General features: G+C 70.1%; 9 protein-coding genes and 1 riboswitch. Of the genes, 2 read left to right on the forward strand and 7 right to left on the reverse strand.

What is annotated here, in order from left to right:
• The 4 genes from ACWGIU_RS23525 to ACWGIU_RS23540 form a co-directional block, all read right to left on the reverse strand.
• Positions 1 to 207 (reverse strand): DUF1707 SHOCT-like domain-containing protein (locus ACWGIU_RS23525; protein ID WP_453708772.1); only part of this gene is annotated, 207 nt, incomplete at its 3' end.
• Positions 208 to 446: 239 nt separating this feature from the next.
• Positions 447 to 1,415, reverse strand: coding sequence for an ABC transporter ATP-binding protein (locus ACWGIU_RS23530; protein ID WP_453708774.1), 969 nt, complete (start codon positions 1,413 to 1,415; stop codon positions 447 to 449).
• 4 nt (positions 1,416 to 1,419) lie between these two features.
• A complete protein-coding gene (locus ACWGIU_RS23535; protein ID WP_453708776.1) occupies positions 1,420 to 2,322 on the reverse strand; it encodes an ABC transporter permease in 903 nt (300 codons plus the stop codon).
• On the reverse strand, positions 2,315 to 3,118 hold the full coding sequence (locus ACWGIU_RS23540) for an ABC transporter permease (protein ID WP_453708778.1): 804 nt from the start codon (positions 3,116 to 3,118) through the stop codon (positions 2,315 to 2,317). The genes ACWGIU_RS23535 and ACWGIU_RS23540 overlap by 8 nt, the downstream gene beginning before the upstream one ends.
• 186 nt (positions 3,119 to 3,304) lie before the next feature.
• Between ACWGIU_RS23540 and ACWGIU_RS23545 the strand changes: the two genes are divergently transcribed.
• Entirely contained in the window at positions 3,305 to 5,728 is a 2,424-nt protein-coding gene (locus ACWGIU_RS23545; protein ID WP_453708780.1) for a transglycosylase domain-containing protein, read from the forward strand.
• A 5-nt stretch (positions 5,729 to 5,733) separates the two neighbouring features.
• Here the strand turns inward: ACWGIU_RS23545 and ACWGIU_RS23550 are convergent, their stop codons facing one another.
• The 3 genes from ACWGIU_RS23550 to ACWGIU_RS23560 form a co-directional block, all read right to left on the reverse strand.
• Entirely contained in the window at positions 5,734 to 6,054 is a 321-nt protein-coding gene (locus ACWGIU_RS23550; protein ID WP_453422909.1) for a DMT family transporter, read from the reverse strand.
• A gap of 31 nt (positions 6,055 to 6,085) precedes the next feature.
• Positions 6,086 to 6,157: riboswitch (guanidine-III (ykkC-III) riboswitch) on the reverse strand.
• A 42-nt stretch (positions 6,158 to 6,199) separates the two neighbouring features.
• Positions 6,200 to 6,502 (reverse strand): GroES family chaperonin, encoded by a 303-nt coding sequence (locus ACWGIU_RS23555; RefSeq protein WP_453708785.1) that lies wholly within the window; start codon positions 6,500 to 6,502, stop codon positions 6,200 to 6,202.
• Between the two features lie 82 nt (positions 6,503 to 6,584).
• Positions 6,585 to 6,905 carry a DUF3618 domain-containing protein gene (locus ACWGIU_RS23560; protein ID WP_453708782.1) on the reverse strand — a complete coding sequence of 107 codons (321 nt, stop codon included), beginning with the start codon at positions 6,903 to 6,905 and terminating at the stop codon, positions 6,585 to 6,587.
• A gap of 103 nt (positions 6,906 to 7,008) precedes the next feature.
• Between ACWGIU_RS23560 and bcp the strand changes: the two genes are divergently transcribed.
• The gene (bcp, locus tag ACWGIU_RS23565) at positions 7,009 to 7,476 is read left to right on the forward strand and encodes a thioredoxin-dependent thiol peroxidase (RefSeq protein WP_453708784.1); all 468 of its coding nucleotides are present in this window, start codon (positions 7,009 to 7,011) and stop codon (positions 7,474 to 7,476) included.
• Positions 7,477 to 7,508: the final 32 nt, after the last annotated feature.

Raw genomic sequence — 7,508 nt, forward strand, 5'->3', positions numbered from 1 at the left:
GTCCGGCGGTGCCGGCAGGTCCCGCGTCAGGGGTTCCAGTTCCGCGTACGTCCGCGACCTGTAGACCGCGTCGAGCCGCTCCTCGAATTCCTCCATGTCGAGCCGGCCCTCGGCGACGGCGTCCCGCAGACGCTCCACCACCCGGTCCCGGTCGGCGTCCGACGCCCTCAGCTCCGGCAACGGCTTCTCCGGCCGCTCGTCACTCATGCCGACCAGACTAGGCAGGGTTGCCGGGGAGTTGTACGGCTCAGCCCCTGAGATCGTCCCCGGATCGTCCCGGGCTTTCCCCTGACCTTCCCCGTGGCCTTCCCCCCTGGCCGTCCTCGTGGCCTTCCCCCCTGGCCGTCCTCGTGGCCTTCCCCCCTGGCCGTCCTCGTGGCCTTCCTCCTGGCCTTCCCCGGGGCCTTCCCTGGCCTTCCCTGGCCTTCCCCCGGTTCGCGGAAGCCTCAGCCCCGGCCCGCGTACATCCGCGCGATCACGTCCTCGATGTCCGGCTCCCGCACCGACAGGTCCACCAGCGGATAGTCCGCCGCCACCGCCGCCACCAGCGGCGCCGCCGACGTCCCCGCCGGGAACGCCAGCCACTGCCGCGGCCCCTCCACCTTCACCACCCGCGCCCCCGCCACACTGATCGGCGCGAGCTCCCGCTCCAGGTCCACCACCAGCGTCCGCTCGCTCTCCCCCACCGCCCCCGCCGCGTGCAGCCCGCCCAACGGCCCGTCGTACATCAGCCGCCCGTGGTCGATCACCATCACCCGCTCGCACAGCTGCTCGATGTCCTGAAGGTCGTGCGTCGTGAGCAGCACGGTCGTGCCGAGTTCCTGGTTCAGCTGCCGCAGGAAACCCCGTACCTTCGCCTTGCTCACCACGTCGAGCCCGATCGTCGGCTCGTCCAGGTACAGCACCTCCGGATCGTGCAGCAGCGCCGCCGCGATGTCCCCGCGCATCCGCTGCCCGAGCGACAGCTGCCGTACCGGGACGTCCAGCAGCTCGGCCAGGTCCAGCCGCTCCACACAGCGCTCCAGATTCTCCTCGAACCGCGCCCGCGGCACCCGGTACAGCCGCCGCATCAGCCCGTACGAGTCCTTCAGCGGCAGGTCCCACCACAGCGTGGTGCGCTGCCCGAACACCACCCCGATCCGGTGGGCGAGCCGCATCCGCTCCCGCGCCGGGTCGATGCCCGCGACCCGCAGCCGGCCGCCGCTCGGGGTCAGGATGCCGGTCAGCATCTTGATCGTCGTGGACTTCCCGGCGCCGTTGGGCCCGATATAGCCGACCATCTCACCCCGGGCGACCTCGAAACTGATCCCGTCCACCGCCCTGACCTGGCGTTTCTCCCGGCGCAGCAGGCCCACCCGGCGCCGTACGTCAAAGACCTTCTCGACCCCGTCCAACGAGATCAGCGCATCCGCCACAGCTCTAGCTCCCCGTGCTTCGGTACGAACGGACTCCCGCGCGCCACGCCAGCGACGCGGGCAGGAACACCACCAAGGCCACCAGCGGGCTCAGGTACGCGACCCACCCGGGCAGTCCCAGCGGATCGGGCCGCCCCAACACATGCAGCGCGGGCAGCCAGTTGACGAAGGCCAGCGGGACGATGAAGGTCACCCCGCGCAGCAGGTCCTTCGAGAAGACCGTCGGCGGGTACTGGAGCATCGTGCAGCCGCCGTAGGTGAAGGAGTTCTGCACCTCCGCCGCGTCCCCGGTCACGAACTGGAAGGCCGCCCCGGTCACCATCACCGCCGCGAAGACGGCCGCACCGGCGATCACCATCACGGGCACCAGCAGCACCTTCCCGGCCGTCCAGTCCACGTCCAGGGTCCAGACCGCCCAGCCCATCACCCCGAGCCCCTGACCGATCCGGCCCAGCCGGCGCAGCGCGAACCGGTCCGCCGCGACCTGCGCGAGCACCGGGACCGGCCGCACCAGCATCGTGTCCAGCGAGCCGTCGCGGATCCGGGCTCCGATCCGGTCGGTGTTCCCCAGCAGCATGTCCGCCAGACCCAGGGAGGCCGAACAGGACCCGTACAGCAGGGCGATCTCGGGCAGCGTGAAGCCGCCGAGCGCGTCCACGTGGGAGAACATGATGTAGATGGCGACGAAGTCCAGCAGCGTGATCGCCGCGTGCCCGACGGTCGTCAGGACGAAGGACGTCCGGTACGTCATCGTGGAGCGGATCCACATCGCGACGATCAGCCGGTAGCCGCGCAGCCCCTCCCGGACCGGGCCGCCGCGCCGCGCCTCCCCGGCCCCCGCGACATCCCGCTCCCGCGGCCGGACGCGCGCCGGTACCGCCGTCACCTCCGCCTCGGCCTCAGCCACCCTGGACCACCACCTTCCGCGTCGCGGCCGACTGCACCAGCCGACCCGCCCCCAGCAGTACGAGCGCCCACCCGGCCTGGAAGCCCAGCGCCTCGGCCGCGCCCCCGGCCCCCGCGTGCTTGCCCAGCAGGACGTCCATCGGCACCTGCAGCATCGCCGCCCACGGCAGGGCCCGGACGAACTCGCCGAAGCCGCCCGGGAAGACGGTCAGCGGCAGCAGCATCCCCGAGAAGAAGACCGAGGCGACCGTGGCCATGATGTTGATGCCGGCCCCGTCCATCAGCCAGAAGGCCACCAGCCCCACCATGTAGCGCAGCCCGAAGCTGACCACCAGCGCCAGCAGGACGGACACCAGGAACAGCAGCCAGCGCAGCGGATCGACGGGCAGCGCCAGCGGGAACGCCAGCGCCCCCGCCACCAGCGGCACCACCCCGCGGCCCAGCAACTGGAAGGCCGCCCGCCCCAGATCGGCCGCGAGCCACCACATCTGGAGGTCCGCGGGCCGGTAGAGGTCGACCGCGATGTCGCCGGTCCTGATCCGCTCCTGGAGCTCCTCCTGGAAGCCACCGCCGATCAGGGCGGCGGCGGCCAGCAGCGATTGGCTCACCCAGACGAAGGTCAGCGCCTGCGCCTGGTCGTATCCGCCGAGTCCGGGACGCTCGTCCCACAGCGCGATGTACGTGTACGCGACGATGAACCCGAACACGGTATTGGTGAACACCCCGGCCGCTGTCGCCGTCCCGTAGGTGGCGTACCGCCTGAATCCGCCTGCCGCGACCGCCAGGTGGAGACGCACTCTCCGGCGCACCGTATCCCTCCGTTTCCCACGTCGTTCCTACGTCGGCCAAAGCGCGCGAGCTTAGTGCGGAGGGGCGAGCCACGCGACCGATTTATGCCCGTCCGGAGCGGAATCAACGGCCATCGGGTAGACACCATGAGGTACGGAAGTGGATATTTTGAACGGCGTCGAGGAGTCCTGGAGATGAGCGACCAGTCACCACCCCCGGGCTGGACCCCTCGCGACCCCGACACCCCGCCCGACGTACCGCAGCCGTGGGCGCACCCGTCAGGGCCGGGGCAAACTCCACAGCAGGGGCCGCACCAGGGCCGGCCGGGGAAGCAGGCCCGGCGCCGAAGAACGGGCCGGCGCCGCTTCCTGCCCAGCTGGCGCATGGTCCTGGGCGGCATCCTGGTCATCGCCCTGCTGATCGGCGGCGCCCTCGTCGCCGGCTACCTGCTGGTCGACATCCCGCCGGCCAACGCCGCCGCCACCGCGCAGTCCAACGTCTACCTGTACTCCGACGGCTCCCAGATCGCCCGCGACGGCGAGGTCAACCGCGTCAACGTGCCGCTGTCACAGATCCCCCTGTCCGTGCAGGAGGCCGTACTGGCCGCCGAGGACCGGGACTTCTACTCCGAACGGGCGGTCGACCCCAAGGCGATGCTCCGCGCCGCCTGGAACACCGCGACCGGCAAGGGCACCCAGTCCGGTTCGACCATCACCCAGCAGTACGTCAAAAACTACTACTTGGGCCAGGAACAGACGCTCCAACGCAAGACCAAGGAGTTCTTCATCGCGATCAAACTCGGTCGCGAGAAGTCGAAGAACTACATCCTTGAGGGCTACCTCAACACCAGCTACTTCGGCCGCAACGCCTACGGCATCCAGGCCGCCGCACAGGCCTACTACGGCAAGGACGTCAACAAACTCACCACCGCCGAGGGCGCGTACCTCGCCACCCTCCTCAACTCCCCCAGCGCCTTCGACGTCGTCGCCCACCCCCAGAGCCGCCCCCGCGCCCTCGCCCGCTGGAACTACGTACTCGACGGCATGGTCAAGAAGCAATGGCTGACCGCCGCCGAACGCGCGACGACCCGGTTCCCCGAACCGGGCAAGGTCCGCGCCGCCGCCGGCCTGTCCGGCCAGCGCGGCTACCTCGTCGAAGCGATCAAGGACTACATCGTCGACAACGAGATCCTCGACGACAAGACCCTCGCCGAAGGCGGCTACCGCATCACCACCACCATCGACAAACGCCGCCAGAACGCCCTCGTCGACGCCGTCGACAGCCAGATGGTCAGCAAGCTCGAACCCGGGACACGCAAGGCCGACCGGCTGGTCCGGGCCGGCGGCGTCTCCATCGACCCGGCCACCGGCAAGGTCCTCGCCATGTACGGCGGCATCGACTACACCAAGCAGTACGTGAACAACGCGACCCGCCACGACTACCAGGTCGCCTCCACCTTCAAGCCCTTCGTCTTCGCCGCCGCCGTCGAGAACGGCTCCCGCACCCAGGACGGCCGCCGGATCACCCCCCACACGATCTACAACGGCGACAACAAACGCCCGGTCGTCGGCGGCCGCATCCGCTTCGCCCCCGAGAACGAAGGCCAGGTCTCCTACGGGAACATCACCGTCAACACCGCCACCGACCTCTCCGTCAACGCCGTGTACGCGCAGATGGCCGTCGACGTCGGCGCCGCCAAGGTCAAGAAGACCGCCATCGACCTCGGCATCCCCGAGAACACCCCCAACTTCGTGACCGGCCCGGCCATGGCACTCGGCACCCTGCAAGCCGGCGTCCTGGACATGGCCCAGGCCTACGCCACCCTCGCCGACCACGGCCGCCGCACCCCGTACACCTTCGTCGAGAAGATCACCAAGGGCGGCGACACCATCGGCCTCCCCCAGCGCACCCCCAGCCAGGCCATCAGCCGCGAAGCCGCCGACACCACCACGTCCATGCTGGTCAGCGTCGTGGACAACGGCACCGGTACGGCCGCCCTCGCCGCCGGCCACCCGGCCGCGGGCAAGACCGGCACCGGCGAACTGGACCGCTCGGCCTGGTTCGCGGCCTACACCCCGGACCTGGTCACCGTGATCTCGATGATGGGCCAGGACCCCGACACCGGAACGCTGGAATCCCTCTACGGCGCCCTCGGCGAGGCCCGCATCGGCGGCGGCGGCTACCCCGCCCGGATCTGGGCCGCGTACACCAAGACCGCCCTGGAAGGCACCGACCCCGTCGACTTCGACCTGGAACTCCAGCCCGGCGCCGCACAACCCCCGCCGCCCGGCCGGGAATCCGAACCGCCGCAGCAGACCCCCGACGAGCCCTCGCCCGGCGCCCCCGAGCGCCCGACCCGGCCCTCACCGTCGAACCCGACGGGCGGGCGCAACCAGGGCGGACAGAACAACGGAGGCCAGAACCAGGGCGGCCAGGACAACGGGGGCCAGAACCAGGGCGGTCAGAACAACGGCGGTCAGGACAACGGCGGCACCACCCAGGGCGGCGACCAGGGCGGCACCACCCAGGGCACGCAAGGCAGCACCCAGGGCAGCGCGCAGGGCAGCGACGGAGGCCCCGCGGAAGGCCCGCGCCCGCCGTCGGCGTTCCTCGAATAAGCCCGTCAGTGACCGGAGGTCGCCTTCAACCCCACCACGGCGACCAGCAGCAGGCAGATGAAGAAGATCCGGGCGGCGGTGACGGGCTCACCCAGCACCGCCATACCCACCACGGCCGCACCGGCGGCGCCGATGCCCACCCACACCCCGTACGCCGTACCGATGGGCAGGGTCTTCGCGGCATAGGACAGCAACACCATGCTCGCGACGATCCCGGCACCCGTGAACACACTGGGCCACAGCCGGGTGAAACCTTCGGTGAACTTCATGCCGATCGACCAGCCGACCTCCAGCAGACCGGCGACGAGAAGAAGAACCCATGCCATGACGGCACCTCCGAGACAACGAGCGATACGGGGTGCGTCGTCTTGTCGTACCCGGTACGGCGCGTCTCGTCGGGGTTCCCCTCCACCGTAGCAAAGGGCGACAAAAAGGGCCGGTGACCTGCGCCACCAGCCCTTTTCCACAACCTCAGAGATACAGCCCGGTGGAGTCCTCCGACCCCTCCAGCCGCTCCGCGGCCACGGCGTGCAGATCCCGCTCGCGCATCAGCACGTACGTCGCACCCCGCACCTCGACCTCGGCACGCGCCTCGGGGTCGTACAGCACCCGGTCACCGGGCTCGACCGTCCGGACGTTCTGCCCGACCGCGACCACCTCCGCCCAGGCCAGCCGCTTGCCCACCGCGGCCGTCGCCGGAATCAGGATGCCGCCGCCCGAGCGCCGCTCGCCCTCCGGCAGATCGGACTTCACGAGCACGCGGTCGTGCAGCATGCGAATGGGCAGCTTGTCGTGGGTGGTTTTCTCGCTCACGCCACGAACCTACCTGCCCGCGCCCGTCCCGTACCGCTCAGGGTCATCCGCGCTTGCGGCGCGCCGACACCACGAGCAGCCCGACCAGGCTCACCGCGACCAGCGCGACGGGCACGATCCGGTCGATGCGCGGGCTCCCGTCGTCGTACCGCAGACCGTCCCGCAGATCCGTCACGATCCGGTTGGCCTGGGCGAAGGCCCGCCCGGCGTTCTGGTCGACGGTCGAGGCGACCCGTGCCTTTGCGTCCCCGATGATCGTCTTCGGGTGCATGCGCACGCCGATCTCGTCGAGCGTCTCGGCGAGCTGCTCACGGCGGCGGACGATGTCCGCCTCGATCTGTGCGGGGGTCCTGGCTTCCGGCACCGCGCTGCCTCCGTCGTCGTGGTCTGTGGGGCGTAGTCCGCCATGAACAGTCTGTCAGCTTAGTCTCATGCCATACCGATCCCCTCCCGAGGAGAGTGTCCCGATGAGCGAGCGACTCCAGCCGGGCGACACCGCCCCCGCCTTCACCCTGCCCGATGCGGACGGCAACGAGGTCTCGCTCGCCGACCACAAGGGCCGCAAGGTGATCGTCTACTTCTACCCGTCCGCGCTGACCCCGGGCTGCACGAAGCAGGCCTGCGACTTCACGGACAACCTGTCCTTCCTGACGGGGCACGGCTACGACGTCATCGGCGTATCCCCGGACAAGCCGGAGAAGCTGGCGAAGTTCCGTGAGAAGGAGGACCTGAAGGTCACCCTGGTCAGCGACCCGGAGAAGGAGACGCTGACGGCGTACGGCGCGTACGGCGAGAAGAAGCTGTACGGCAAGACGGTCACCGGGGTCATCCGCTCCACGGTGGTCGTCAACGAGGAGGGCAAGGTCGAGCACGCCTTCTACAACGTGAAGGCCACGGGCCACGTAGCCAAGATCATCAAAGACCTGGGCCTCTGACCCCCGCCCCCTCCCGACGCAGCGGCCCGCAC

The organism is Streptomyces sp. NPDC054840 (assembly GCF_053611065.1).